This is a genomic window from Allobosea minatitlanensis (assembly GCF_964020775.1).
This window is the reverse complement of the sequence record NZ_OZ224509.1, coordinates 1874147-1897092: the sequence shown is the minus strand read 5'-3', so window position 1 is coordinate 1897092 and position 22946 is coordinate 1874147. Positions and strand designations below refer to the sequence as shown.

General features: G+C 68.4%; 23 protein-coding genes and 2 pseudogenes. 11 read left to right on the top strand and 14 right to left on the bottom strand.

What is annotated here, in order from left to right; genetic code table 11:
- The 4 genes from ACWH43_RS09310 to ACWH43_RS09295 are packed head-to-tail and all read right to left on the bottom strand — an operon-like array spanning nt 1 to nt 3574.
- The gene (locus tag ACWH43_RS09310; RefSeq protein ID WP_260347785.1) at nt 1-693 is read right to left on the bottom strand and encodes an ABC transporter ATP-binding protein; all 693 of its coding nucleotides are present in this window, start codon (nt 691-693) and stop codon (nt 1-3) included.
- A 5-nt stretch (nt 694-698) separates the two neighbouring features.
- A complete protein-coding gene (locus ACWH43_RS09305) occupies nt 699-1832 on the bottom strand; it encodes an ABC transporter permease (RefSeq protein ID WP_260347784.1) in 1134 nt (377 codons plus the stop codon).
- Nucleotides 1829-2974 (bottom strand): efflux RND transporter periplasmic adaptor subunit, encoded by a 1146-nt coding sequence (locus ACWH43_RS09300; RefSeq protein ID WP_260347783.1) that lies wholly within the window; start codon nt 2972-2974, stop codon nt 1829-1831. The genes ACWH43_RS09305 and ACWH43_RS09300 overlap by 4 nt, the downstream gene beginning before the upstream one ends.
- Before the next feature lie 3 nt (nt 2975-2977).
- Nucleotides 2978-3574: a TetR/AcrR family transcriptional regulator gene (locus ACWH43_RS09295; protein WP_260347782.1), complete on the bottom strand. Its 597-nt coding sequence runs from the start codon at nt 3572-3574 to the stop codon at nt 2978-2980.
- Nucleotides 3575-3782: 208 nt separating this feature from the next.
- Between ACWH43_RS09295 and ACWH43_RS09290 the strand changes: the two genes are divergently transcribed.
- The 10 genes and pseudogenes from ACWH43_RS09290 to ACWH43_RS09245 all read left to right on the top strand — a co-directional run bounded on the left by ACWH43_RS09290 (nt 3783) and on the right by ACWH43_RS09245 (nt 11913).
- Nucleotides 3783-3965 carry a hypothetical protein gene (locus ACWH43_RS09290; protein WP_260347781.1) on the top strand — a complete coding sequence of 61 codons (183 nt, stop codon included), beginning with the start codon at nt 3783-3785 and terminating at the stop codon, nt 3963-3965.
- 22 nt (nt 3966-3987) lie between these two features.
- Nucleotides 3988-4116 (top strand): annotated as a pseudogene (locus ACWH43_RS09285) (transposase); the annotation flags it as partial.
- A 227-nt stretch (nt 4117-4343) separates the two neighbouring features.
- Nucleotides 4344-4616 (top strand): helix-turn-helix transcriptional regulator, encoded by a 273-nt coding sequence (locus tag ACWH43_RS09280; RefSeq protein ID WP_260347780.1) that lies wholly within the window; start codon nt 4344-4346, stop codon nt 4614-4616.
- A 103-nt stretch (nt 4617-4719) separates the two neighbouring features.
- A pseudogene (locus ACWH43_RS09275) lies at nt 4720-4890 on the top strand (JAB domain-containing protein); the annotation flags it as partial.
- Nucleotides 4891-4906: 16 nt separating this feature from the next.
- A complete protein-coding gene (locus tag ACWH43_RS09270) occupies nt 4907-5275 on the top strand; it encodes a DUF488 domain-containing protein (protein ID WP_158448308.1) in 369 nt (122 codons plus the stop codon).
- Nucleotides 5276-5479: 204 nt separating this feature from the next.
- Complete coding sequence (locus ACWH43_RS09265; protein ID WP_448153443.1) at nt 5480-6895, top strand: circularly permuted type 2 ATP-grasp protein; 1416 nt, start codon at nt 5480-5482, stop codon at nt 6893-6895.
- A 70-nt stretch (nt 6896-6965) separates the two neighbouring features.
- Nucleotides 6966-7907, top strand: coding sequence for an alpha-E domain-containing protein (locus ACWH43_RS09260; RefSeq protein ID WP_158446630.1), 942 nt, complete (start codon nt 6966-6968; stop codon nt 7905-7907).
- A gap of 70 nt (nt 7908-7977) precedes the next feature.
- A complete protein-coding gene (locus ACWH43_RS09255) occupies nt 7978-8805 on the top strand; it encodes a transglutaminase family protein (RefSeq protein ID WP_158446629.1) in 828 nt (275 codons plus the stop codon).
- Between the two features lie 61 nt (nt 8806-8866).
- Entirely contained in the window at nt 8867-9616 is a 750-nt protein-coding gene (locus tag ACWH43_RS09250) for a peptidase (RefSeq protein ID WP_158446628.1), read from the top strand.
- Nucleotides 9617-9753: 137 nt separating this feature from the next.
- Nucleotides 9754-11913 (top strand): putative bifunctional diguanylate cyclase/phosphodiesterase, encoded by a 2160-nt coding sequence (locus ACWH43_RS09245; RefSeq protein WP_260347779.1) that lies wholly within the window; start codon nt 9754-9756, stop codon nt 11911-11913.
- A gap of 14 nt (nt 11914-11927) precedes the next feature.
- Here the strand turns inward: ACWH43_RS09245 and ACWH43_RS09240 are convergent, their stop codons facing one another.
- Nucleotides 11928-12527 (bottom strand): exopolysaccharide biosynthesis protein, encoded by a 600-nt coding sequence (locus tag ACWH43_RS09240; protein ID WP_260347778.1) that lies wholly within the window; start codon nt 12525-12527, stop codon nt 11928-11930.
- Nucleotides 12528-12678: 151 nt separating this feature from the next.
- Nucleotides 12679-12948: an usg protein gene (locus ACWH43_RS09235; RefSeq protein WP_158446626.1), complete on the bottom strand. Its 270-nt coding sequence runs from the start codon at nt 12946-12948 to the stop codon at nt 12679-12681.
- A gap of 156 nt (nt 12949-13104) precedes the next feature.
- Here ACWH43_RS09235 and bcsS point away from each other — a divergent pair, with 156 nt between their 5' ends.
- A complete protein-coding gene (bcsS, locus tag ACWH43_RS09230; RefSeq protein ID WP_158446625.1) occupies nt 13105-13842 on the top strand; it encodes a cellulose biosynthesis protein BcsS in 738 nt (245 codons plus the stop codon).
- Between the two features lie 22 nt (nt 13843-13864).
- Here the strand turns inward: bcsS and ACWH43_RS09225 are convergent, their stop codons facing one another.
- The 8 genes from ACWH43_RS09225 to ACWH43_RS09190 form a co-directional block, all read right to left on the bottom strand.
- Nucleotides 13865-15466 (bottom strand): NTP transferase domain-containing protein, encoded by a 1602-nt coding sequence (locus tag ACWH43_RS09225; protein WP_448153442.1) that lies wholly within the window; start codon nt 15464-15466, stop codon nt 13865-13867.
- 12 nt (nt 15467-15478) lie between these two features.
- Complete coding sequence (locus tag ACWH43_RS09220; protein ID WP_158448306.1) at nt 15479-16171, bottom strand: XdhC family protein; 693 nt, start codon at nt 16169-16171, stop codon at nt 15479-15481.
- A gap of 4 nt (nt 16172-16175) precedes the next feature.
- Nucleotides 16176-16805: a LysE family translocator gene (locus tag ACWH43_RS09215; RefSeq protein WP_158445886.1), complete on the bottom strand. Its 630-nt coding sequence runs from the start codon at nt 16803-16805 to the stop codon at nt 16176-16178.
- Nucleotides 16806-17144, bottom strand: coding sequence for an XdhC family protein (locus tag ACWH43_RS09210; protein WP_158445885.1), 339 nt, complete (start codon nt 17142-17144; stop codon nt 16806-16808).
- Between the two features lie 139 nt (nt 17145-17283).
- On the bottom strand, nt 17284-18483 hold the full coding sequence (locus tag ACWH43_RS09205) for a vWA domain-containing protein (protein WP_158445884.1): 1200 nt from the start codon (nt 18481-18483) through the stop codon (nt 17284-17286).
- A 13-nt stretch (nt 18484-18496) separates the two neighbouring features.
- Nucleotides 18497-19411, bottom strand: a complete 915-nt coding sequence (locus ACWH43_RS09200; RefSeq protein ID WP_158445883.1) for an AAA family ATPase — start codon at nt 19409-19411, stop codon at nt 18497-18499.
- 159 nt (nt 19412-19570) lie between these two features.
- Complete coding sequence (locus tag ACWH43_RS09195) at nt 19571-20374, bottom strand: FAD binding domain-containing protein (protein WP_158445882.1); 804 nt, start codon at nt 20372-20374, stop codon at nt 19571-19573.
- Nucleotides 20375-20511: 137 nt separating this feature from the next.
- Nucleotides 20512-22875, bottom strand: a complete 2364-nt coding sequence (locus ACWH43_RS09190; RefSeq protein ID WP_158445881.1) for a xanthine dehydrogenase family protein molybdopterin-binding subunit — start codon at nt 22873-22875, stop codon at nt 20512-20514.
- Nucleotides 22876-22946: the final 71 nt, after the last annotated feature.

Here is a 22946-nt window from a genome sequence, read left to right as displayed (position 1 = left end):
TCAGGCGTCGGCGAGGCGGCCGTCGCGCAGGTGGATCAGGCGGTCGAAACGGTCGAAGATCTTTTCGTCGTGGGTGACGGTGACGATGCAGGCTTCCTGCTCGACGGCGAGCTTGCGCATCAGGTCCATCACCAGCCCGGCCCGCGCGCCGTCGAGCGCGGCGGTGGGCTCGTCGGCGAGGATGATGCGGGGACGGTTGGCGAGCGCGCGAGCGATCGCTACGCGCTGCGCCTCGCCGCCGGAAAGGAGTGCAGGTTTAACCTTTGCGCGGTGGCCGACTTCCAGATAGTCCAGCAATTCGCGCGCCCGCACCCGGCCTTCCTCAGCGTGAAGGCCGGCAAGGTCGAGCACGACCGCGACGTTCTCCTCGGCAGTCAGGAACGGCAGCAGGTTGTGCGCCTGGAAGATGAAGCCGATCTTGTCGAGCCTGAGACGTCTCAAGTCGCGGCGCAGCCATCTGCCATCGAACACTGGCTCGCCGTCGAGCACCACCCGTCCCGCCGAGGGGGCGAGGATGCAGCCGATGATGTTGAGCAGCGTCGTCTTGCCCGAGCCCGAAGGTCCGAGCAGCGCGATCACCTCGCCGGCGCGCACGGCAAGATCGACCGCGCGTAAGGCGTCGACGCGGGTCTCGCCCTCGCCGAAATGCTTGGCCACGTTCGAGACTTCTATGAGGATGTCGCCGAGCGCCATGTCGGTCAGCTCCCGAGCGCTGTGGCCGGGTCGACCTTCATCGCCGCCCGCACGCCGAGCGCCGAGGACAGCAGGCAGACGGCGGCGATGATGCCGGCAAGGACCATGACGTTGAACGGCTCCAGCACCACGCGGCGGGGAAAGTAGTCCTTCACGCTAAGGATCAGCATCAGGCCGATCGCCCAGCCCGAGGCGCCGAGGATCAACGCCTGCTGCACGATCAGCGCGACGATGGTGCGGTCGGGGGCGCCGATCAACTTCAGCGTGGCGATCTGCTTCAGCTTCTCCATCGTCATCGTGTAGATGATGAGCGCGATCACCACGGCGCTGACGGAGAGTAGGATGCCGAGGAACAGCCCGATCTGGCGGCGCGCCTTGTCCACCACGGAAACGAGCAGCAATTCCTCCTGTTCGGCCTGGGTCATGGCGGCGAGGTGCTTCCACTGGCGCACTGTGGCGGTCAATAGATCGACATCGGCGCCGGGCGCCATGCGGGCGATGACGGCCGCCACCGATGCGGACTTGACGGAAACCGCCCCGCGCGCCGCCTGCACCCGCTGGGCGGCCGGGTCGAGTTCGGTCTGGAGCGCCATCGCGTCGGCGAGCGTCACGTAGACCGCCGGGTCACCGCCGGAATTCATCGCGCCCTCGACAAGCCCGACGACGGTGAAGCGCTTACGCCCGAACCGGATCGTCTCGCCGGGTAGAAGGCCGGTCTTGCGGTCGGCGACCAGCTCGAAATGGCTGGCGCCGATGCCGCGCCCCTCGGCGATCGCTTGCGGCCCACCGGGCCGACCGGGCTCGTAGCCGACGACGTAGATCCTGAGCGTACGCCCGGCATGGAAAGCCTCGACGTTCTGGTAGTTGACCGCGCCGGCTTCGGCGACACCGGGCATCCTCGCCACCGCATCGCGCGTATCGGCAGGGATGCTGGACGCTTCCGCAAACGGACCCTTGGTTCCAGCCTCGACCACCCAGACATCGGCCACCGGCGCCTTCACCACCGCCAGCGCGTCCGAAACGAGGCCGTTGTAGATGCCGATCATCGCCAGCACGACCGTCATCAGCAGCCCCAGCCCGAAGCAGGTCAAGACGAAGCGAAACAGACCGTGGCGGATGTCCTTGAGCGCAAGGTTCATGGCGCATCCTCGGGGCGGGCACGTCTGCCCCCAGCCACACCCTTCGGCGGTCTGGCGACGATCGCCGCCCCTTCGGGCAGGCCGCCCGCAACTTCGACGCGGCCGCGATCGTCGCGGGCACCGAAGGTCAAGTGCGCTCGCGCGAGACGGCCGTTCTGCACCGTCCACACCGTGCCGCGATGGCCGTCGAAACCGGTGATCGCCACCTCGGGAACCATCAGCGCGCTTTCCCGGCTGCCGGTGGTGATACGCACCTCGGCCTGCTCGCCGAGAAACATCTCGGCGGGACAGTCAGCGCAGGCCAGCCAGACGCGGCGTTCCTCGTTCACTCGGTCACTTTCGATACCGATGCGGACGATTGTGCCGTGGAACTCGGCCGACGGCTGCGACCGCAGCCGGATTGTACCTTGCTGGCCAGGGACAAGCTGGCCGGCGCGCTCTTCGTCGACATAGGCTTGGATCCAGACGGTGGCTGGGTCGATCAGCGTGAAGATCGGATCGCCCGCCTTCACCACCGTGCCCGGCTCCGCGTGGCGAGCGACGACCAGCGCATCGTAGGGTGCGACCAGCCGGTGATGGGCGAGAATGGCTTCCTCCTGTCGCAGGGCTGCCGCCGCGTCCAGGCCCTGCGCCCGGATCACTGCCAGATCGGCCTCCGCTACCGCCAGATCGGCTCGCGCCACGTCCTCATCGCGTTGGGCTTCCTCGGCGCGCTGGGCCGAGGCGACTTCGCGCTGCACCAGCCCCTGCTGACGACGGTTCGCCGTCTCGCGCTCGGCGAGCACCGCGCGGGCGCGCACGACTGCGGCATTGGCCTTGGCGAGATTGGCCTTGTTGGTCGCCACTGTCGCATGGGCGCGCGCCACCCGCGCCTCCTGCTCGGCGGAGTGAAGGATGGCCAGTTCCTGTCCCCGGATCACGCTGTCCCCGGCATCGGCGGCAAGAGAGGTCAGCGCGGCACCCACCTCGAAGCCGATACGGCTGAGAACCCGCGCCTCGACGGTGCCGAGTCCGTAAATGCGAAGGGCGACATCGCGTTCAGGTTGAACGACCGTCACCACCAGCGGCCGTTCGGTGAAGAACAGAAAGCCTGCTCCGACAGCCAAGGCCAGAAGAATGCCCGAAAGCCCGATTCGTCGCATCGCCTATTCTCCCCTTGCAGCCAGAAGGCGGCATTGCACGTCGAACAGCCGCAATCCCTCTTCGCGCAGGTCGAACTCGCGCTCACCGAGCGCCCAGCGGATCGCCACCCCCTGCACGAGCGACGTCAGCAGCACCGCCACATCGTCCGGCATGACATCGCCTCGCATAGCCCTTGCTTCCTGTCCCGCACTGACCTCGCGCGCGAGCAGGCGGTGAAAAGCCTTGAGCGTGCTGTTGAACGTGGCGCGCAGCTCCGCATTGGTGACATTCAGCTCGCGCGAGAACAGCAGCATGGGAAGTGCGGGGGTGGTAGCGATCTGCGCGAACTGCGCGGCAATCAAAGCACGCAACCTGGCGATAGGCTCATCGCATCGGCTCAATGCGTCGTCCCACGCCTCCTCCAGACCTTCGGCCACATGCTCGGCCACAGTCTGCCAAAGCGTGTCCTTGGTCGGGAAATGCCTGAACAGCGCCGCCTGGGTGATGCCGATCGACGACGCCACCGCTCCGGTCGTCACACGGTCCGGCCCGATGCTGTCAGCCAATCCCAGGAGGGCGGCGACGATCTCGGCCTTGCGAAGCTCCGCCCGCTTGCGCATAGATTTCCCTATTGTTAGTTATCAGACACTAACTAATATGATAGACCCTTACGCTATGTCAATCGCAAGCGACCATGGATGAATCACTAGCCAAGAGGTCCATATTCGCTGCTCGCTATGACGTAGATGGCGAAGGAAACAGCGAGGTATGTGGCAAGGTCATCCGCCTTGTGCTGTCGGCGAGCACTCCTTCGCCATCGAGACAAGCATGGTCCGGACCTACACCGCAGCCGGTTTTGTCCAACGCAATATGTTGATTGGAACGCACGACGTCCTCGATCCAGCGTATTTTTCGCCGCTTCTGTTCAACAAGCCGGACGCAGCGGAGAGAGCAGGTTCGGGAAAACTGGACAGGTTGGATAAGTGGAGTTTCTGCCGGAAGGCGGCATGATGGCCGCGATAGGAGAGAGACCATGGCGAAACGACTGCGGCGGAACCACACGCCGGCTTTCAAGGCGAAGGTGGCCCTTGCAGCCGTCAGGGGCGAGAAAACGATCGTCGAGCTGAGGCAGCAGTTCGACGTGCACCCGAACCAGATCAGTATGCGCAATTTTTAACTCAGGATCGCCGAGCCCGGTCGCTCGACCGGCCTATATCTAACCCTGACTATCCGTGCTCCCTACGCGGACCAAATCAGGCTTCCCCGATTTCCCTCAGCGCTGCATGGTCGTTCGCGCAACAGCGTGAGCGACCAATGACAGGCAAGCCCAACGGTGACTTCGGGTGACATTGCACTCAGGGAACTAGCCTCGCGCTCGATGTCCATCAAATGAGCGACACCACGTTGTCGACCGTCGACCGAAGGAGGCTAACATTGGACAACAAATTTCTTACCCCTGAGGAGGTCTCGGAACGCTATCGAGGCGGCGTCTCGGTTGGAACGCTTCGGAACTGGCGGGCGATGAAGATCGGCCCGTCGTTCGTTAAGATTGGCAAAGCCGTCCTCTATCCGATCGACGAGCTTGAAGCGTGGGATGAAAGGAATACAGTGAGTTGCCGTGCATCAAGGCGACTCACTGAACTCACTGGTGATCAGCCGTGATGATCACGATTGGTCATTGGGGACATGCCCCATTCCCCGGCACCAACTTCACCGAATTCCAGAAAAATATCTGCAATATCAATACGATATGGATTTTCGTGGAATGATCCACAACCATCCCTCCGGCGACCCGACCCCGTCCGGCGCCGACATGCGGATGACGCGCGAGCTCGTCGACATCGCCAAGCCCCTCGGGATCGCCATCCACGACCACATCGTCGTCGGCCGCGACGGCCATGCCAGCTTCCGCAGCCTGGGGCTGCTTGACGACTGAACCGGGAGGACGCGGCATGGCGCCGGTATCGATCAAGCGCGTCTACGAGCCCGCCGCCCCGCAGGACGGCACCCGCATCCTGGTCGACCGGCTCTGGCCGCGCGGCGTCGGCAAGGACCGGGTCGATCTCTGGCTCAGGGACATCGCGCCGAGCGACGCGCTGCGCCACGAATTCCATGCCCACCCCGACCAATGGCAGGCCTTCCGGGCGGCCTATGCCGCCGAGCTCGGCGGCGCCGCCGCGCAGGCGGCGCTGGCCGTGCTGAAGGAGAGGATCGCCGCCGGCCCGGTGACGCTGCTCTATGCCGCCCGGGACGAGGAGCGCAACAATGCACGCGCCCTGCTGCTCTGGCTGGACGGCCGCGCCGATCCGGGTCAAGACTAGCAAAGCCGCCGCTTCCGGCGGCCCCGCCAAGGAACAGCCGTGATTCACGGAACGGTTCTTCTCGGCCACGACCGTCGATCCTGAATTGAACCCGCTCAATACTGCCCAGCAAACAGGCATAGCTGCCCGCTAGACAGACTATTCTCCCTCTTCCCGAATGCCCGCGAATGCGCATAGGCTGCCGAAAAGGGAGAAGACGGCCGCATGGTTGCGTTCGATGAGATGACCGGCTCGGGGCAGGAATTGAGGCCGGCCTATGACGCGCTCGACCGCTGGCTGAAGGAAGCCCCGCCCGAGACGCTGGCGCTCAGGCGCTCGCAGGCGGAGCTGTTCTTCCGGCGCATCGGCATCACCTTCGCCGTCTATGGCGACGAGGAATTGACCGAGCGGCTGATCCCCTTCGACATCATCCCGCGCGTCCTGACCAAGCCGGAATGGACCAGGCTGGAAGCCGGCCTGCGCCAGCGGGTCACGGCGCTGAACATGTTCCTGGCCGACGTCTACGGCGCCAAGGAATGCCTCAAGGCCGGCATCATCCCGCCCGATCTGGTCTACCGCAACGCCTGCTACCAGCTCGAGATGGTCGATTTCCAGGTGCCGCACGGCGTCTATTGCCACATCGCCGGCATCGACGTGGTCAGGGTCGACGCCGACACCTTCTATGTCCTCGAGGACAATGCCCGCACGCCGTCGGGGGTCTCCTACATGATGGAGAACCGCGAGGTGATGCTCAGGCTCTTCCCCGAGCTCTTCGCCACCCACCGCGTCGCCCCGGTCGACAACTACCCCGACCAGTTGCTGGCGACCCTGCGCTCGGTCGCCCCGCGCAGCGCGCCCTCCGACCCGACGATCTGCCTGCTGACGCCGGGCCAGTACAACTCGGCCTTCTACGAGCACTCCTTCCTCGCCGACAAGCTCGGCGTCGAGCTGGTCGAGGGCTCGGACCTGCTGGTCAGGGACGATGTCGTCTACATGCGCACCACGCAGGGTCCGAAGCGCGTCGACGTGATCTACCGGCGCATCGACGACGACTTCATCGACCCGCTGGTCTTCCGCAGCGATTCCGTGCTCGGCGTGCCCGGCATCATCGGCGCCTACAAGGCCGGCAACGTCACGCTCGCCAACGCCGTCGGGACCGGCGTCGCCGACGACAAGGCGGTCTACAGCTACATGCCGGAGATCGTGAAGTTCTTCACCGGCGAGGAGCCGATCCTGAAGAACGTCCCGACCTGGCGCTGCCGCGAGCCGCAGGACAACGCCTATGTGCTCGACAATCTCGAGAAGCTGGTGGTCAAGGAGGTCAACGGCTCGGGCGGCTACGGCATGCTCGTCGGCCCCCATGCCGACAAGGCCCAGATCGAGAGCTTCCGCCGCAAGCTCAAGGCGAGCCCCGAAGGCTTCATCGCCCAGCCGACGCTGGCGCTCTCGACCTGCCCGACCTTCGTCGCCTCGGGCGTGGCGCCGCGCCATGTCGACCTCAGGCCCTATGTGCTCTCCGGCGCCAACGGCATCTCCTGCGTGCCCGGCGGGCTGACGCGCGTGGCGCTGAAGGAAGGCTCGCTCGTGGTCAATTCCAGCCAGGGCGGCGGCACCAAGGACACCTGGGTGCTCGACGCATGAGGCAGCAGCGCCGCCCGCCCCCCATGTCCCGGACCTCGCCTGCCCTGCAGCGGAAAGGCCCTCGCTGACCATGCTCTCGCGCACCGCAGACAGCCTCTACTGGGTCTCCCGCTATGTCGAGCGGGCCGAATATCTCGCCCGCATCCTCGACGCCACCTCCCGCCTGACCAACCTGCCCTCGGACTATGGCGGCGCCGGCACCGAATGGCAGAGCGCGGTCTCGACCGCCGGCTGCGAGGACGAGTTCGCCGCCGCCTATGGCGAGGCGAACGAGCGCAATGTCTGCGAATTCCTGACCTTCCACCCGGACAACCCGTCCTCGATCCGCAACTGCCTGGCCCAGGCGCGCTCCAATGCGCGGGCCGTGCGCACCGCCCTGACCTCGGAGATGTGGGACGCGCTCAACGGCGCCTGGCTCGAATTGCAGCGCTTCGAGAAGAAGCGCATGGACCGCGAGGAATTCGCCCGTTTCCTCGACTGGGTGAAGAACGTCTCGCTGGTCTTCGACGGCTCGGCCTACCGCACCATGCTGCGCGACGACGGCTACTGGTTCTCGCGGCTCGGGGTCTATATCGAGCGCGCCGACAACACCGCCCGCATCCTCGACGTGAAATACCATGTGCTGCTGCCGGCCAACGAGCAGGTCGGCGGCTCGCTCGACTATTTCCAATGGACCACGGTGCTGCGCGAGGTCTCGGCCCTGACGGCCTATCACTGGGTCTATCGCGAGGCGGTGAAGCCGATCCTGATCGCCGACCTGCTGATCCTGAACCGCCGCATGCCCCGCTCGCTCGCCGCCTGCTACGAGAGCATCTCGCGCTTCCTCGATGCGCTCGGCGACGCCTATGGCCGCCAGGGCCCGGCCCAGCGCCATGCCCGCAAGACGCTGGCGACCCTCAACAACACCCGCATCGAGAGCATCTTCCAGCACGGGCTGCACGAGTTCATCGAGGATTTCATCATCGACAACAGCGGCCTCAGCAACACCATCTTCGAGCAGTATCTCCAGTGATCCGCAGGCCTGCCGGGAGCCGGCAGGAGGACGCGACGACAGGACAGGGACGCCGGAACGGCCAGAACCCATGCGGATCAGGATTTCCCACACGATCGGCTACGACTATGCCGAGCCGGCCCGGCACATCACGCAGATTCTGCGGCTGACGCCGCGCGACCATGACGGCCAGCATGTGATGTCCTGGCGGATCGAGCCCAGCATCGACGGGCGCCTGCGTGCCGGGCAGGACGCGCATGGCAACATCGTGCACAGCTTCTATGCCGACGGGCCGATCTCGGCGCTGGCGATCCGGGTCGAGGGGCTGGTCGAGACGATCGACCTCGCCGGCGCCGTCCGCGGCGGGCCGGAGCGCGTGCCCTGCGAGGTCTACCGGCGCGACACGCTGCTCACCGCGCCGGACGACGCGCTGCGCGCCTTCGCCGAGGAGGCCGCCGCCGGCGCCGGCACGCCGCTCTCGCGGATGCACGCGCTGATGGCGGCCACGGCCGGGCGCATGAGCTGCCGCGACGCCAGCGGGCGCAGCGGCGTCGGCGCCGCCGCCGCCTTCGCGGCAGGCGAGGCGATCGCGCAGGACATCGCCCATGTCTTCATGGCCTGCGCCCGGCATCTCGGGCAGCCAGCGCGCTACGTCTCGGGCTATGTCGCGCCGTCGGGCGGGCTCGCCGCCGGCGGCGGCGCCCATGCCTGGGCCGAGGTCCATCTCGACGGCTATGGCTGGATCGGCTTCGACAGCGCCAACGGCCTCTGCCCCGTCGACACCCATGTCCGCGTCGCGGCGGGGCTGGACTACGCCGACGCCGCCCCGATAAGGGGGGCGCGCCAGGGCGGCGGCAGCGAGCATCTCAGCGTCCTCGTCGCCGCCCGGGAAGCGGGCGGCCGCCAGCCGGCCCAATAGGCCGGGCTCCCGGCGCGCGCGCCGGCCCGACGACAGCGGAAACGACCGAAGGACAGCAACCGTGACCTATTGCGCCGGAATCCTCGTGCAGGACGGGCTGGTGATGATCGCCGACACGCGCACCAATGCCGGGCTCGACGACATCTCGACCTTCCGCAAGCTCCATCTCTTCGCCTGGCCGGGCGAGCGCAATTTCGGCGTGATGACGGCCGGCAACCTCTCGATCACGCAATCGGTCGTCAGCTTTCTGCACGAGGGCCTGCCGAACCCCGAGACCGGCGAGATCGACACGCTCCAGAACGCCGGCACGATGTTCCGCGCCGCCCAGCTCGTCGGCCGCTGCGTGCGCCATGTCCGCGACATCGACGGCCCGGCCCTGGAGGAGGCCGGCGTCAAGTTCGAGCTGTCCCTGCTCTTCGGCGGCCAGATCAGGGGCCAGCCGATGCGGCTCTTCATGGTCTACAGCGCCGGCAACTTCATCGAATGCGGCGCCGACGCGCCCTTCCTGCAGATCGGCGAGCACAAATATGGCAAGCCGATTCTCGACCGCGCCGTCACCTTCAGGACCGATCTCTACGACGCGCTGAAGGTCGGGCTGATCTCGATGGATTCGACGATGCGCTCCAATATCGGCGTCGGCCTGCCGATCGACCTCATCGTGCTGCGCCGCGACGCCGAGGACTTCGAGCTCAACCGCCGGATCGAGGCCGGCGAGCCCTATTTCCACGATCTGCGCGAGCGCTGGTCGGCGGCGCTGCGGGCAGCGCATATGGCGATCCCGCGGCCGCCCTACAGGCCCGGTCAGGGCTGAGGGCGGCGCAGATTTGCCGGGCGCGGCAACGGGATGTCAACATTTCGTCGGTTAGGTCGATTCGAAGGACCGAGCCCGGGCGTCGCATGTCTCACCTTGCCAGCGCGAAGATGACCAATGCGGGTTCATCCGCGCGCATGTTCGCGAGCACCGTCGCCACGCTGGGTTGCGCCTTCCTGCTGCTGATGGCGGCGGGCGCCGCGGTCGTGGTCGCGATCACGCGCGAGTCGAACCGCCTCGAGGCCCAGCGCCAGCGCGAGCGCATCGAGGCCGCCTTCAACAACCAGATCCGCGCCAGCGAATTGCGCCTGGAGCGGCTGGCGATCACCGGCGACTTTCAGGAGACGCTGCGCGGGCCGGCGCCGCGGACGGCGCTGCAGGCGGCCATCACCCGCCTGCACGGCCAGCTTTCCGATTTCGACGGCGCCTATATCGTCACCGACACTGGCACCGCCCTGGCCGGGGTCGAGGCGAACGCGCCGGCCGGGCAGACCGGCTATGACGGCCTGCGGCACTTCAGCGACTTCATTCCCGGCGGCGACGGCCGGGCCGGCCCGATCTCCCTGGTCAGCGAGCGCAGCGCGACCTGGTCGACCATCGCCAGCAACGGCAGCGACACCATCCTGCTGATGGTGATCGACCTGTCGCGGCTCGCGACGCCGGTGTTTTCGTCCGCCATCGGCCCGCTCTCCTTCGTGGCCTATCGGCGCCTGTCGGGCGGCATGCTGGCCGAGCTGGCGGACGGCTACCGCGTCGCCGGCATGCGCCTGGTCGACAGGGAGCCGGCCGACCCGCTGTCGAGCCTGCCGATCCCGGCGCCGGACGCCTCGGTCGGCACCTGGCTGACCTGGACGCCCGCCCGCCCCGGCGACGTCATGCTCGAGCGCTTCCTCTGGGCGCTGATCGCGGTCGGCCTGCTGTTTTCCGGCATCATCGTCTTCGCGGTGCAGCGGCTGCGCGCCGCCGCCGTCCAAATCGTGCTGCGCGAGCAGGAGATCCACCGCCTCGCCGGGCAGGACGAATTGTCCTCCCTGCCCAACCGCCGCAGCTTCGACCTGGCCTTCGACCAGGCGCTCGCGACGCGCGACCGCAGCGGCGGCAGCCTCGCCGTCTTCCTGATCGACCTCGACCGCTTCAAGGCCGTCAACGACACCTATGGCCACAATGCCGGCGACGACCTCATCCGCCAGGTCGCCAGCCGGCTGCTCGGCGTCGTGAAGGCGGGCGACACGGTCGCCCGGCTCGGAGGCGACGAGTTCGGCGTCATCCAGGCGCAGGCGACCGCGGCCGATTGCGCGGCGCTGGGCGAGCGTATTCTCAAGCACCTCACCGCCCCTTTCCCGGTGGTGGGGGTGGAGGTGACCATCGGCTGCTCGGTCGGCATCGCCATGGCGCCGCAGGACGGCACCGACCGGGAAACGCTGCTCAGGCTCGCCGACACCGCGCTCTACGAGGCCAAGAACAGCGGCCGCAACCGCTTCTCCTTCTTCGAGCAGCAGATGAACCGCTCGCTCCAGGTCAAGCGCATGGTCGAGGACGACCTGCGCAACGCCATCGAGCGCGACGAGCTGACCCTGCACTACCAGCCGCAGGTCTCGATCGACGGCGCGACCATCGTCGGCGTCGAGGCGCTGGTGCGCTGGCCGCATCCGGTGCACGGCATGATCCCGCCCTCCGAGTTCATCCAGATCGCCGAGGAGCGCGGGCTGATCGTGCCGCTGAGCGAATGGGTGCTGCGTCGCGCCTGCCAGGAGGCGAAGCGCTGGAGCGGCATCCGCCTCGCGGTCAACGTCTCGCCGATCCAGTTCCGCCACAAGGACTTCGTCTCCAACGTCATCCGCATCATCGAGGAGACGGATTTCGATCCGGCCCAGCTCGAGCTGGAGCTGACCGAGGGCGTGCTGATCGAGGATGCCGACGCGGCCGAGACGGCGATGATGGACATCCGCGCCCATGGCGTCGGGCTCGCGCTCGACGATTTCGGCACCGGCTATTCGAGCCTGATCTATCTGCGCCGCTTCGCCTTCGACAAGATCAAGATCGACCGCACCTTCCTGGAATATATGGAGGAGGCCGGCGAATCCGCGATCCTCGTCCATTCGATGGCGCATCTGGGCCGCGCGCTCGGCCTGCGCGTCTGCGCCGAGGGCGTCGAGACGCCCGAGCAGCACCGCTTCCTCCAGGCCATCGGCTGCCACGAGCTGCAAGGCTTCCTGTTCTCGAAGGCGGTGCCGGCCGCCGAAATCGACCGGCTGCTGGCGGTGAAGAACCCTTTTGCCGAAGCGCTCGCTGCCTGAGCGCCAGCCCCGGATCAGAACAGCAGCTCGTGGATGCCGCTGAAGATGGCGTAGGCGAAGCCGGCGCTGAGCACGAGCCCGATCGCGCCCAGCACCGCACCGGCTATGATCAGTACGCCGTCGCGCTCGACCAGACCCAGCCCGACGAGGCAGACCGCGAGCCCTAGCGGGATCTGGCCGATGAAGGGCGCCGCGACGATCAGCCCGAGCGCCAGGATCAGGATGACGAGCCCGAGCACCGGCACGGCATAGGCGCCGCCGAGCATCGTCAGCCGCGGGCGCGAGAAGCGTTCCAGCCAGACCAGCGGCGGCAGCGCCCGCCCGACGGCGCGGTTGAGCTCGGGTTTGCCGATGCTGCGCGCGAGCAGCGCCCGCGGCAGCCAGGGCGTCTTGCGGCCGAGCACCATCTGGAACGCGACGAAGGCCAGCACCAGCCCGCAGACCAGCGGGATCGGCGGCGGCATCGGCAGGCAGTTGGGCAGGCCGAGCAGCACCACCAGCAGCGCATAGGCGCGGTCCTGCAGCGCGGCGACGATGGTCCCCACGGCGACACGCTCGCCGGGCAGGCCGGCCAGCGCCTTCAGAAGACCGGAGGTGCGGAGGGGAGATGACAAGAGAGACAGGCCGTGCCGGATTGAGCCGCCCGCCCGGAGCATCGGGAGCGATGCCACGGCAAAGAGCTGGATCGTCATGATGCGTCCGCCGGGACGCAGCGCGATCTAGCACGGCCCGGCGGCGGGCAACAAGCACGCCCCACGCAGGCGCTCAATGCAGCGTTAGCACGCCGTTCACCGTCCGGATCTCGGCCGGGCGGATCAGTCCGGCATGGGCGACGGTGACCGAATGCACCGGACCGTCGAGCTCCCGCTGCCAGAAGGCCAGGAAATCCTGCAGCACCGGAAAGCGCGGAGCGACGTCGTATTGCTGCCAGACGAAGGTCTGCAGCACGTTGAGATGGTCGGGCATGCGGTACAAAATCGTCGCCGTGGTCAGCCCGTAGCCTTCGAGCTGCCTGATGAAATCGGCGGAAACCATCTTCACCTCCCTCCGTGGCGGAACGAAAGCTTAGCCGGCCTGTCGAGGCTGCGCCCGTCTGGTTAACAAAAGCTTGCAAGCTTCCTGACAAGCTGTTGAGATCGCGGGGTCTGCCGCGAGAGCCAGGCAACGGTGCGGCGGGCCCGGAGGGCGGGCGTGGCGTGGGGGTGGCGCAGGGCCGGACAGGCCGGGTTGGCGATGGTGCTGGCCGCCGCGCCGCCGCGTGCCGCCCTGGCCGACGAGGAGGAGACGGAGAGCGGGCGCGCGGCGCTGTCGCAGGTCATCTTCGGTTCGATGGAAGCCGGCCCCACCAAGACCTTCCTTTCCGTCGGGATGAAGCGCGCCCTCGGCGGCGGCCTCGCCGGGAGCGGCTTCCGCCTCTTCCTGAAGGCCGGCGGCTCGCAGGAGCAGACCCGGCGCCAGCCGCCGCGCGGGACCACCTACAAGGCGGAGAGCCAGGCGCTGATCGGCTATGAATGGCGCCTCGGCGACAGCTTCCTCGCGCTCTATGCCGGCTCCGATTTCCAGAGCGAGCAGCGGCTCGAGCCTTTCGGCGCGTCCTTCACCGAGGCGCGCTACGGCGCGCGCCTCCAGGCCGACCTCTGGTCGACGCCGATGCCCGGCATGATGCTCCAGGCCAGCGCCTATGCCTCCTCGCTGAACGGGCGGCTCTGGGCACGCATGGCGCCGGGCTGGCAGGCGCCGCTCGGCTTCTATGCCGGACCGGAGTTCGAGGCCTATCGCGAGCACGGCTACCGCAAGCTGCGGCTCGGCCTGCACCTGACGGGCCTGCGCCTGCTCGGCCTCGAATGGCGGCTCTCCGGCGGCTGGCAGCGCACGAGCGAGCGCCGCTCGGAAGCCTATGCGACGCTCGGCCTGCACTGGCTGCGGTGACCCCGGCGCGCCGCCGCGCGGCTCAGCCCTGCAAGGCCCTGAGCGCCTCCGGCGTGTCGACGTCGATGGCGATGGCCGGATCCTCGAACGGCACCTCGACGACGCGGCTGCCCGCCTCCTCGAGCAGGCGACGCGCCCCGCGGTCCCCGGTCAGGAGCGAGACGGCGGGGAAGATCTGCCGGGCGAGCAGCACCGGATTGCCGCGATGGCCGAACAGGGTCGGCACCACGGCGAGCGAATCCGGCTGCCGGAGATGGCTCTCGACCAGCCGCTCGATGACCTGCGGCGTCACGTTCGGCATGTCGCCGAGCGAGATCACCGCCGCTTCGGCCTCGGCGGGAAGCGCCGCCACCCCGGCGCGCACCGAGCCGGCGAGCCCGGAAGCATAGTCGGGATTGTGGACGAAGCGCACCGGCAGATCGGCCAGGGCGGCTTCCACCGCCCGCTGCTGGTGTCCGGTGACGACAAGGACGGGATCGAGCCTCGCCTCGAGCTGCGCCTCGACCGCGTAGCGGACGATCGGCTTGCCGCGCAGCTCCTGCAGCAGCTTGTTGTCGGCGCCCATCCGGGTCGAGCGGCCGGCCGCCAGGACGATCCCGGCGAGATGTCCGGAGCCCGCCTGCGCCGGGGCGCGCGGCTGCGGCCGCGACACGATCTCCATCAGCAGCCCGCCCACGCCCATGCGCTGCACATTGGCGCGAGCGACCGGAATGCCGGCCAGATGGCGCTGCAGCACCCAGTCGAAGCTGTTCTCCTTGGGCGAGCGCGCGCAGCCCGGCGCGCCGATCACCGGCTTGCCGTCGATCTCGCCCAGCATCAGCAGGTTGCCCGGATCGACCGGCATGCCGAGATGCTCGACCCGCCCGCCGGCCTCGACCAGCGCCTGCGGGATCACGTCGCGCCGGTCGGTGATCGCCGAGGCGCCGAAGACGACGATGATGTCGCTCTCGCCCTTGGCCAGCATCGCGATGCTCTCCGCCAGCGGGGTCGCCTCATGCGGCACCCGCCGGTCGGCGGAGAGGATCGCCGCGGCCGGCGTCAGCCGGTCCATCATCACGCGCATCGTCTTGTCGACCACGCTCGGCTTCAGGCCCGGCAGAAGCGTCGAGATCACCCCGACCTTCGACGGACGATAGGCCGCGACCCTGACCGCCGACTCCGCTCCGAGCGCGGCGAGCGCCTGCTCCACCCGCGCCTCCGAGACGGCATAGGGGATGATCTTGACGGTGGCGACGAGCTCGCCGGCGACGACCGCCTTCAGCGCCGGCAGCGTCGCGACCGTGATGGCCTCGTCGACCGCGTTGAAGGCGTCGATCGCCGCGACGTCGACCTGCAGCACGCCCGCCGCCGTGGCGAACATGTTGACGCGGCCGGTGAACGGCGCTTCCGCGACGATGTTGCCGCCGGTCAGGCGCGCCGCCAGCCGGGAGGCCGCCTCGTTCTCGGCGACGTCGCCCTCCTCCAGCCGCACGGCGACGATCTCGCCGAGGCCTTCCGCGGCCAGCCGCGCGGCGACCTCCTGCGTGATCAGGGCGCCCTTCTTCACCGTCGTCGCGCCCATCCGGATGGTATGCGCGGCGATGCAGCCGACGGCCTCAGCGATGGCGACGGGACCGAACTTCATGACGGGCGCCTTTCAGGCGGGCTTCCTGCGTGGGCCGCGCAGGCTGCTCACGATCTCGGCCAGGATAGCGAGCGCGATCTCGGCTGGCGAGACAGCGCCGATGTCGAGCCCGATCGGGGCATGGATGCGCCCGGTCGCCCCGGCGTCGAAGCCGGCCGCGGCCAGCCGCTCGAGCCGCTTGCCATGCGTCTTCCGGCTGCCGAGCGCGCCGATATAGAAGCAGTCGGAGCGCAGCGCCGCGGCGAGGCCGGGGTCGTCGATCTTCGGATCATGCGTCAGCGCGACGAAGGCGGTGTAGCCGTCGAGGCCGAGACGCGGCAGCGCCTCCTCCGGCCATTCCGCCAGCAGCGTCACGCCGGGAAAGCGCTCCGGCGTCGCGAAGGCCGTGCGCGGGTCGATGACGACGAGGTCGAGGTCGAGCGCCTGCGCCATCGGGGCCATCGCCTGCGAGATGTGCACGGCGCCGGTCACCACGATGCGCGGATGCGGCGCCTGCACGGTGAGGAAATAGGATGCGCCCCCGGCCTCGACGCTGCCGCTCTTCCCGGTGCGCAACTGCGCCTCGATCAGCGCGGCGAGCGGATCGGCCGCGATCTCGCCTTGCCGGACCAGCCGCTGCGCGCCGCCGGCGAGTTCGGTGACGAGCACGGCCGCGCGGCGCGCCGCGCGCTCGGCATTCAGCGCCGAGAGAATGGCGAGATCCATCGCTTCAGCCCCTGTCCGTCGCGAGCTTGAGGCCGAGCCCGATCATCAGCGAGCCGCCGATCCAGCGCGCGATGCCGAAGCCGGCCCGGGTCCGCTTCATCGCGCCCACCACCAGCGAGGCGCCCAGCACCGTCACCAGATCGGCCGAGGAGAAGGCGAAATTGACCACGACGCCGAGGATCAGGAACTGCGCCCAGACCGGCAACGCGCCGGCCGGATCGACGAATTGCGGCAGGAGCGCGATGAAGAACAGCGCGACCTTGGGATTGAGCACCTCGACCACGAAGGAATCGAACAGCGCCCGCTTCACCGTCTTCGGCGGCGTCAACGGCTGGCCGGCCGCGGCGAGGCGCGAGCGGATCATGCCGATGCCGATCCAGACCAGATAGGCGGCCCCGGCGATCTTCACCGCCATGTAGAGCTCCGGCACATGCTTGAACACGGCCGAGAGCCCGAAGGCCGCCGCGAAGACGTGCAGATAGCAGCCGAGATGGATGCCGAGCATCGCCATCAGCCCGGCCCTGCGGCCATGGCTGATCGTCTGGGCGGCCGTGTAGAGCAGCGCCGGCCCCGGAAAATAGGCGACGAGGATCGTGACCGTGGCGAAGGCGAGAAGCGTTTCCCAGGATGCCATTTACCGTGCGGCCTCCGCGCGAACGGGCTCGACATAGACCTTGATGCGGCCGCCGCAGGAGAGCCCGACCTTCCAGGCGGCCTCGTCGGCGACGCCGAATTCCAGGGTGCGCGGCCTGCCGTCGGCGATGACGTCGGCCGCCTCGGCCACCACCGCGCCCTCGACGCAGCCGCCGGAGACGGAGCCGAGGAAATTCCCCTCCCCGTCGATGACGAGATGCGAGCCGACGGGGCGCGGCGCCGAGCCCCAGGTCTCGACCACCGTGGCGATGGCGACGCCCCGGCCGGAAGCCGCCCATTCCTCGGCGGCGCGCAGGATATCGGTTTCGGTGCTGATCATGGTCGAGCCTCCCGTCAGCGATGGATGATGCCCGTCATTGCGAGCGCAGCAAAGCAGTCCTTGGGCGGCAGAGCTCCACGCCCTCCTGGGTTGCTTCGTCGCTGACGCTCCTCGCGATGACAGCGGCATAGATCATGCCTCAACCCGCGCGTTTCAGCCACTGGCGCGGATCGCCCTGCCGTCCTGCATCCCGCGACAGCGCGGCGCAGAGATCGGCCATCGCCGCGAGATTGTGGATCGGCCGGAAGGAATCGACATGCGGCAGCATCGCCCTGATGCCGCTGGCCCGCGCCGCGAAGGCCTCGTAGCGCAGCAGCGGGTTGAGCCAGACCAGTTGCCGGCAGGAGCGGTGCAGCCGGTCCATCTCGAAGGCGAGGCTGTCGTCGAGCTCCCGCTCCAGCCCGTCGGTGAAGAGCAGCACGATCGCCCCGCCGGCGAGCACCCGGCGCGACCAGACCCGGTTGAAGGCGTGCAGCGCCGCGGAGATGCGCGTGCCGCCTTCCCAGTCCGGCGCCGCCTTGCCGGCGAGCGCCAGCGCCTCGTCCGGGTCGCGCGCCTTCAGCATCCGGGTGACGTTGGTCAGCCGCGTGCCGAAGACGAAGGAATGCACCCGCCGGCGCCTCTCGGTCAGCGTGTGCAGGAAATGCAGGAAGATGCGCGAATACTCGGCCATCGAGCCGGAGATGTCGACCAGCGCGACCACCGGCGGATGCATCTCGCGCCGCTCCCGGAAGGCGAGGTCGATCGAGCCGCCGCCGCCCCTGAGCGACTGCCGCAAGGTCCGGCGCAGGTCGATCGACCGCCCCTGCGCCACGGGCCTGAACCGCCGCATCGGCACGCTGTCGTCCGGCAGCCGCAATTCGGCGATGAGCTGCTTCGCGCGGGCGATCTCGGCCGCGCTCATCTGCGCGAAATCGCGCGACTTCAACATCTCGCGATCGGAGACGGTGAGCCGCGCCGTCAGCTCGGTCAGCTCGACCGGCGGCTCGTCCTCGCGCGGTGGCGGCGCGAAGGCCTCGGCCACGCGCAGGGCTCCGGCCTCGGCCTTCTCCGGCGGGCGCTCCGCGCCGGGCGAGACCGGCGACATCTGCGCCATGATCTTCTCGATCAGGTTCCGCCGCCGCCAGAACAGGCGGAAGGCCTGGTCGTAGACCGGCGTATCCTCGTGCTTCTTCACGAAGATCGCGTGCAGCGTCCAGTAGACGTCGTCGCGCCCGCCGAGCGCGCCGCCGCCGAGCGCCTCCACCGCCTCGACCAGCGCGCCGGGACCGACCGGCAGCCCGGCCGCGCGCAGGGCGCGGGCGAAATAGGCGAGGTTCTCGGAGAGCTTGCCGGTCATCGGCGCGCTTTCGTCACGCCCGCGCCTCGGCCCTGGCCCGGTCCAGCAATTCCTTCACCTTCGAGCCCTGCATCACCTGGATGTCGTCCTGGTATTTCAGCAGCGCGCCCAGCGTATCCGAGACCACCGCCGGGTCGAGCGCGACGGCGTCGAGCTCGACCAGCGCCGTCGCCCAGTCGAGCGTCTCGGCCACGCCCGGCGCCTTGAACAGCTCCTCCTTGCGGATCGCCTGCACGAAGGCGACGACCTGCTTCGAGAGCTTCATCGGCGCATCCGGCACCTTCGCCTTGAGGATGGCGAGCTCGCGCGCCGCATCGGGATAGCCGACCCAGTGATAGAGGCAGCGCCGCTTCAGCGCGTCATGGATCTCGCGGGTGCGGTTCGAGGTCAGGATCACGATCGGCGGCTCGGCCGCCCTGACCGTGCCGAACTCCGGAATGGTCACCTGCGCATCGGCCAGCACCTCGAGCAGGAAGGCCTCGAAGGCCTCGTCGGTGCGATCGAGCTCGTCGATCAGCAGGATCGGCGCCCCGCCCTCCTGCGGCTCCAGCGCCTGCAGCAGCGGCCGCTTGACCAAGTATTTCTCCGAGAAGATATCGCCTTCCAGCCGGTCGCGGTCATCCGCGATCCCGCCGGCTTCCGCCAGCCGGATCGCCATCATCTGCCCGGCATAGTTCCATTCATAGACGGCGGAGGCGAGGTCGAGCCCCTCATAGCATTGCAAACGGATCAGCCGGCGCCCGAGCCCGGCCGAGAGCACCTTGGCGATCTCGGTCTTGCCGGTGCCGGCCTCGCCCTCCAGCAGCAGCGGCCGCTTCATCCGCAGCGCCAGGAACAGCACCGTCGCCAGCGCGCGGTCGGCGACATAGCCTTGGCGCTGCAGCAGCGACAGCGTGGCATCGATCGAGGCAGGCAGCGGCTGGGACATGGAAACTCGCGTCATTCCGGGGCGACCGCAGAGCGGTCGAGCCCGGAATCCATAACCGCCGACAGAGCCGATGACGAGCACCGACAACGGTCGCGGATCCAGGGCTCTTCGCTTCGCTCGCCCCGGGATGACACCGGTGGCGAGACCCGTCCCACGCCCCTATTTCCCCGTCGCCTGCGCCACGGCCTGTTTCGCCATGACGCCGATCAGATGGGCGCGGTATTCCGGGTCCGCGTGGATGTCGCCGTTGATGCCGTCGGCCGTGTGCTTCAGCCCGTCGAGCGACTTCACCGCGAAGCGCGCCTTCAGCGCAGCCTCCGCTTCGGGCCAGCGGAAGACGCCGCCCTCGCCCGCCCCGGTCACCGCGACGCGCACCTCGCCGCCGCGCTTGGCGACGAAGACGCCGACCATGGCGTAGCGCGAGGCCGGGTTGCGGAACTTGGCGTAGCCCGCCCTGGACACGACCGGAAACGAGACCCTCGTGACGATCTCGCCCTCGTCGAGCGCCGTCTCGTAGAGCCCGGTGAAGAACTCTTCCGCGGAAAGCTTGCGCTTGTTGGTGACGACGGTGGCGCCGAGCGCCAGCAGCGCGGCGGGATAATCCGCGGCCGGATCGTTGTTGGCGACCGAGCCGCCGATCGTGCCGCGATGGCGCACATGCGGATCGCCGATATGGCCGGCGAGGTAAGCCAGCGCCGGAATGGCGGCCTGCACTTCGGGCGAGGCCGCGACCTCGGCATGGGTCGTCATCGCGCCGATGACGACGTTGCGGCCTTTGACCGCGATGCCCTTGAGATCGGCGCAGGCCCCGAGATCGACCAGCGCCGAAGGCGCGGCCAGGCGCTGCTTCATCGTCGGCAGCAAAGTATGGCCGCCGGCGAGAAGCTTGGCGTCCTCCTTCTTGGCGAGCAGCGTCGCCGCCTGCCGGGCGCTGGTGGGCTTGTGATAGGTGAAGGCGTACATGGACATGATCCCTTGCTGAAATCCGCATCGTCATCCCGGCCGGAGCGAAGCGGAGAGCCGGGATCCATGCCGGAACGGTTCAGGCATGGATCCCGGATCGGCGCTGCTTCGCAGCTTGTCCGGGATGACCGCGAGGGTTACTCCGCTGCCATCCGGTTCATGCTCTTCCGCGCCGCCCGCCACACCGCCTGCGGCGTCGCCGGCATCGCGATCTCCTCATGGCCGAGCGCGTCGGTGATGGCGTTGATCACGGCGGGCGGCGAGGCGATGGCGCCGGCCTCGCCGCAGCCCTTGATGCCGAGCGGGTTCGACGGGCAGGGCGTCACCGTCATGCCGACATCGAAGGACGGCAGGTCGTCGGCGCGCGGCATGGTGTAGTCCATGAAGCTCGCGGTCACGAGCTGGCCGTCGGCATTGTAGCGGGCGCCCTCCAGCAGCGCTTGGCCGACGCCCTGGGCGATGCCGCCATGGACCTGCCCCTCGACGATCATCGGGTTGATGACGTTGCCGAAATCGTCGACCGCCGCCCAGCGCTCGATCCGCGTCACGCCGGTCTGCGGGTCAATCTCGACCTCGCAGATATGGACGCCGGCCGGGAAGGTGAAGTTGGTCGGGTCGTAGAACGCCCCCTCCTTCAGCCCCGGCTCCAGCTCCTGCCCGTTGAACTTGTGCGCGACATAGGCTTGCAGGGCGCAGGAGCCGAAATCGAGCTTGCGGTCGGTGCCCTTCACCGCGAAATGCCCGTCCGCGAAGTCGATATCGGCCTCGTCGGCCTCCAGCACATGGGCGGCGACCTTCTTGCCCTTGGCGATCACCTTGTCGAGCGCCTTGAAGATCGCCGACATGCCGACCGCGCCGGAACGCGAGCCATAGGTGCCCATGCCCATCTGCACCTTGTCGGTGTCGCCATGGATGATCGAGACGTTGTCGATCGAGATGCCGAGCCGGTCCGAGACGAGCTGGGCGAAGGTCGTCTCATGGCCCTGGCCGTGGCTGTGCGAGCCGGTCAGCACCTCGACCGTGCCGATCGGATTGACCCGGACCTCGGCCGATTCCCACAGGCCCACGCCCGCGCCGAGCGAGCCGACCGCGGCCGAAGGCGCGATGCCGCAGGCCTCAATATAGGAGGAGAAGCCGATGCCGCGCAGCTTGCCGGCCCGCGCGGAGTCGCGCTTGCGCTTGCCGAGCCCCTTGTAGTCGATCATCTCCAGCGCCTTCTTCAGCGAGGCGCCGTAATTGCCGGTGTCGTACATCATGATGACCGGCGTCTGGTGCGGGAACCTCCTGATGTAGTTCTGCATCCGGAACCTGGCCGGGTCCTTGCCGAGCTGGCGGGCCGTGACCTCGATCAGGCGCTCGACCACGAAGGTCGCCTCCGGCCGCCCGGCGCCGCGATAGGCGTCGACGGGAGCGGTGTTGGTATAGACCGCGTCGACCTCGCAATAGATCGCCGGGATGTCGTACTGGCCCGAGAGCAGCGGCGCGTAGAGATAGGTCGGCACCGAGGACGAGAAGGTCGAGAGATAGGCGCCGAGATTGGCGGTCGTCTTGACCCGCATGCCGAGGATCCTGCCCTCGGCATCGGTCGCGAGCTCGGCATGGGTGACGTGGTCGCGGCCATGCGCGTCGGAGAGGAAGGCCTCCGTCCGGTCGGCCGTCCATTTCACCGGCCGCCCGACCTTCTTCGCCGCCCAGACGCAGACCGTCTCCTCGGCATAGATGAAGATCTTGGAGCCGAAGCCGCCGCCGACATCCGGCGCGATCACCCTCAGCTTGTTCTCCGGCGCGATGCCGATGAAGGCGGAGAGCACGAGCCGCGCCACATGCGGGTTCTGGCTGGTGGTGTAGAGCGTGAAGACGCCCTCGCCGGCGTCGTAGTCGCCGACCGCCGCCCGCGGCTCCATCGCATTGGGAACGAGCCGGTTGTTGACGAGGTCGAGCTTCGTCACATGGCTGGCCGCCCGGAAGGCTTTCTCGACCGCCTCCCTGTCGCCGAGATGCCAGTTGAACACGGTGTTGTCCGGCGCCTCGTCATGGATCACGGTCTTCGCGCCGGCCGCCGTGCCCGTATCGACCACGGCCGGCAGCTCCTCGTAGTCGACGGCGATCGCTTCGGCGGCGTCCTTCGCCTCGGCCAGCGTCTCGGCCACCACCACGGCGACATGGTCGCCGACATAGCGCACCTTGCCCTGGGCCAGCGCCGGATGCGGCCCGGCGCGCATCGGCGTGCCGTCCTTGTTGTGGATCATCCAGCCGCAGATCAGCCCGCCGATCTTGTCGGCGGCGAGGTCGGCGCCGGTGAAGATGCCGATGACGCCCGGCATGCCGGCGGCGGCCTCGGTGTCGATCGCCTTGATGATCGCATGCGCATGCGGCGAGCGCAGGAAATAGGCATGGACCTGGCCCGGCCGGTTGATGTCGTCGGTGTAGCGGCCCTGGCCGGTGATGAAGCGGTGGTCTTCCTTGCGGCGGACTGCGGCGCCGATTCCGGTGGCGGACATGGTGTTCCCTCCTCGCACGCGCCTCTGCCGGACGCCTCACTGCCTGGAACGCATCACGGATGACGGAGCGC

Coding starts and splice junctions, on each gene's coding strand:
- ACWH43_RS09310 (WP_260347785.1), bottom strand. CDS start 693: ATGGCGCTCGGCGACATCCTCATAGAAGTCTCGAACGTGGCCAAGCAT.
- ACWH43_RS09295 (WP_260347782.1), bottom strand. CDS start 3,574: ATGCGCAAGCGGGCGGAGCTTCGCAAGGCCGAGATCGTCGCCGCCCTC.
- ACWH43_RS09190 (WP_158445881.1), bottom strand. CDS start 22,875: ATGTCCGCCACCGGAATCGGCGCCGCAGTCCGCCGCAAGGAAGACCAC.
- ACWH43_RS09260 (WP_158446630.1), top strand. CDS start 6,966: ATGCTCTCGCGCACCGCAGACAGCCTCTACTGGGTCTCCCGCTATGTC.
- ACWH43_RS09200 (WP_158445883.1), bottom strand. CDS start 19,411: ATGTCCCAGCCGCTGCCTGCCTCGATCGATGCCACGCTGTCGCTGCTG.
- ACWH43_RS09215 (WP_158445886.1), bottom strand. CDS start 16,805: ATGGCATCCTGGGAAACGCTTCTCGCCTTCGCCACGGTCACGATCCTC.
- ACWH43_RS09300 (WP_260347783.1), bottom strand. CDS start 2,974: ATGCGACGAATCGGGCTTTCGGGCATTCTTCTGGCCTTGGCTGTCGGA.
- ACWH43_RS09280 (WP_260347780.1), top strand. CDS start 4,344: ATGAGCGACACCACGTTGTCGACCGTCGACCGAAGGAGGCTAACATTG.
- ACWH43_RS09270 (WP_158448308.1), top strand. CDS start 4,907: ATGGCGCCGGTATCGATCAAGCGCGTCTACGAGCCCGCCGCCCCGCAG.
- ACWH43_RS09195 (WP_158445882.1), bottom strand. CDS start 20,374: ATGTACGCCTTCACCTATCACAAGCCCACCAGCGCCCGGCAGGCGGCG.
- ACWH43_RS09305 (WP_260347784.1), bottom strand. CDS start 1,832: ATGAACCTTGCGCTCAAGGACATCCGCCACGGTCTGTTTCGCTTCGTC.
- ACWH43_RS09220 (WP_158448306.1), bottom strand. CDS start 16,171: ATGGATCTCGCCATTCTCTCGGCGCTGAATGCCGAGCGCGCGGCGCGC.
- ACWH43_RS09235 (WP_158446626.1), bottom strand. CDS start 12,948: ATGGTTTCCGCCGATTTCATCAGGCAGCTCGAAGGCTACGGGCTGACC.
- ACWH43_RS09290 (WP_260347781.1), top strand. CDS start 3,783: ATGGTCCGGACCTACACCGCAGCCGGTTTTGTCCAACGCAATATGTTG.
- ACWH43_RS09225 (WP_448153442.1), bottom strand. CDS start 15,466: ATGAAGTTCGGTCCCGTCGCCATCGCTGAGGCCGTCGGCTGCATCGCC.
- ACWH43_RS09245 (WP_260347779.1), top strand. CDS start 9,754: ATGTTCGCGAGCACCGTCGCCACGCTGGGTTGCGCCTTCCTGCTGCTG.
- ACWH43_RS09265 (WP_448153443.1), top strand. CDS start 5,480: ATGGTTGCGTTCGATGAGATGACCGGCTCGGGGCAGGAATTGAGGCCG.
- ACWH43_RS09255 (WP_158446629.1), top strand. CDS start 7,978: ATGCGGATCAGGATTTCCCACACGATCGGCTACGACTATGCCGAGCCG.
- ACWH43_RS09205 (WP_158445884.1), bottom strand. CDS start 18,483: ATGACCGGCAAGCTCTCCGAGAACCTCGCCTATTTCGCCCGCGCCCTG.
- ACWH43_RS09210 (WP_158445885.1), bottom strand. CDS start 17,144: ATGATCAGCACCGAAACCGATATCCTGCGCGCCGCCGAGGAATGGGCG.